Origin of the sequence: Ottowia sp. (assembly GCF_046348305.1) — a bacterium.
In the GTDB taxonomy this organism is placed as follows: domain Bacteria; phylum Pseudomonadota; class Gammaproteobacteria; order Burkholderiales; family Burkholderiaceae_C; genus Ottowia.
In genome coordinates this window covers 1-1643 of sequence record NZ_JAXMEM010000002.1, presented here as the reverse complement: position 1 = coordinate 1643, position 1643 = coordinate 1, and the positions used below count along the sequence as shown (strand labels likewise).

Below are 1643 nucleotides of genomic sequence, written 5' to 3'. Positions count from 1 at the left end.
AACCTGGCCTGTGTGGTGGCGGCGGCGCAGGGTGGCGTGCACGAAAACGGACGCCGCACCTGGGGCCACAGTCTGGTGGTCGATCCTTGGGGTGGCGTGCTCGATTGCCGCGCCGGCGATGGCGACGGCGTGGTGCTGGCCGAGCTCGATGCGCGCCAAGTGGCGCGGTGCCGCGCGCAACTGCCAGCGCTGGAGCATCGGCGCCTGTGAAAACGCCGCGCATTCCGGTCTGGCTGCGGGCGGGGCCATCGGATCGCCGGTGGCACCTCTGGCTGGCCCTGGTGGCGCTGGTCGGCGGTTTGCTGGCCTTGCTGGTGTGGCTGGCCGGCCGCTACGAGATCAGCCAGGTTCAGGAAAAGCTCGAGCGTGACGCGGCAGAGGCTGTCAGCGACGTCCGCAGCGCGTTGACCCGCAACGTGCAGGCCCTGCAATCGTTGTACGCCGGCAGCCCGACGCCCGGCAGCTGGTCGGTCAATGCGGCGTCGATGCTGCGCGAGCACCGCGAATGGCTGCGCCTGGAATGGCGCGACGCCGCGCTGGCCGAGATCGCGGGTGTCGACTCACCCTTCCGCCCGCCGGTTTTCGAACGGATGAGCCGAAGCGACGCGAAGGCCGAGGTGGCGCAAGCCTGCGAGGCTGCCCGCCGGTACAACGGCCCCGCCTATTCCAGCAGCTACTTTGTGCCGCAGGCCGATGGGTTGGGCATGGAAGTGATGGAGCTCTGCATGCCGCTGGTGACCGCCGGTCGGCACAGCGGCTACGTGGTGGCGACCTATTCGCTGCAATCCATGCTGGCGGAGCTGGTCGGCCGCACCTACACGCGCAGCCAGGAAGTGTCTTTCGTCGAACCCGACGGCACCCGGCTGGCGTTGCATGGCGCCGTGCGGCGCGGCGGTCGCGTGTTCACCGGGCAGAGCTTGCTCGATCTGCCGGGGAACACCCTGGTGTTGCGTGTGGACGGCTGGCGCGCCGCGCCCGATTTGTTTCCCAACGTGCTCACGGCGCTGGTCACCGCGATGTCGATCGCCCTGGTGTCGGTGCTGGTGCTGCTGGGCAAGGACATGCGCCGGCGCCAGAAGGCCGAGTTCGACCTGGCCAACGCGCTGGCTTTCCGCAAGGCGATGGAGGATTCGCTGGTCACCGGCCTGCGCGCGCGCGATCTGGAGGGGCGCACCACCTACGTCAATCCGGCGTTCTGCGAGATGGTGGGATTTGCCGCTGACGAATTGCTGGGGCGGGGCGCGCCGGCCCCATACTGGCCGCCGGAGTTGGCCGACGAGTACCGGCAGCGGCAGGCCATCCGGCTGGGCAGCCACCAGGCCACCGCGCGCGAGGGATTCGAATCGGTGTTCATGCGCAAGGACGGCAGCCGGTTCCCCGTGCTCATTTTCGAGGCGCCGCTCATCAATGTTCTGGGACACCAGACCGGCTGGATGAGTGCCCTGCTCGACATCAGCGAGCAACGACGCATCGAGGATCTCTCCCGGGCCAGCCAGGAGCGGCTGCAGGCCACCGCGCGGTTGGCCACGGTGGGCGAGATGGCCTCCTTGCTGAGCCACGAACTGAACCAGCCACTGGCCGCCATCGCCAGCTATGCCACCGGTTCCCTGAACCTGTTGAGCGGCGAAGCAGGAACGCCTGGC

The 1643-nt window shown here is 68.8% G+C and carries 2 protein-coding genes; both read left to right on the top strand.

Features of this window, described 5'->3' with window-relative positions; translation table 11 throughout:
- On the top strand, positions 1-210 hold a 210-nt coding region (locus tag U1F38_RS00150), incomplete at its 5' end, for a nitrilase-related carbon-nitrogen hydrolase (RefSeq protein ID WP_409985029.1).
- A partial coding sequence (locus U1F38_RS00145) for a PAS domain S-box protein (protein WP_409985028.1) occupies positions 207-1643 on the top strand: 1437 nt, incomplete at its 3' end. The genes U1F38_RS00150 and U1F38_RS00145, both read left to right, overlap by 4 nt.